1 protein-coding gene is annotated in these 247 nt (G+C 69.2%); it reads left to right on the top strand.

The window, feature by feature from the left end; genetic code table 11:
- Positions 1-180: NAD(+)--rifampin ADP-ribosyltransferase (locus tag SB658_RS26465; protein WP_410603469.1), on the top strand; the 180-nt coding region annotated here is incomplete at its 5' end.
- Between the last annotated feature and the right edge of the window lie 67 nt (positions 181-247).

Raw genomic sequence — 247 nt, 5'->3', positions numbered from 1 at the left:
CCGAATGTGACCGACAAGAAGTTCCCCGGCAACCCCACGCGCTCGTATCGCAGCACCGAGCCGATCCGGGTCGTCTCCGAGGTGCTCGACTGGACCCGGCTGACCCCCGAAGCACTCGCGACCTGGCGGGAGACGCTGGCCGCGATCCGCGCCGACGAACGCGGCGAGATCATCAACTGACCGCGGCGACGACCGGTGCCGCACCATTGCCGCCGCGGTGGCGGCATGAGAGGCTTTCCGTCGTGAC

This window comes from Bacillus sp. SIMBA_008 (assembly GCF_046535495.1).
In the GTDB taxonomy this organism is placed as follows: Bacteria; Bacillota; Bacilli; order Bacillales; family Bacillaceae; genus Bacillus; species Bacillus subtilis.
Note: the sequence above shows the minus strand (reverse complement) of the source record. Positions and strands in the feature narration are given on the sequence as shown.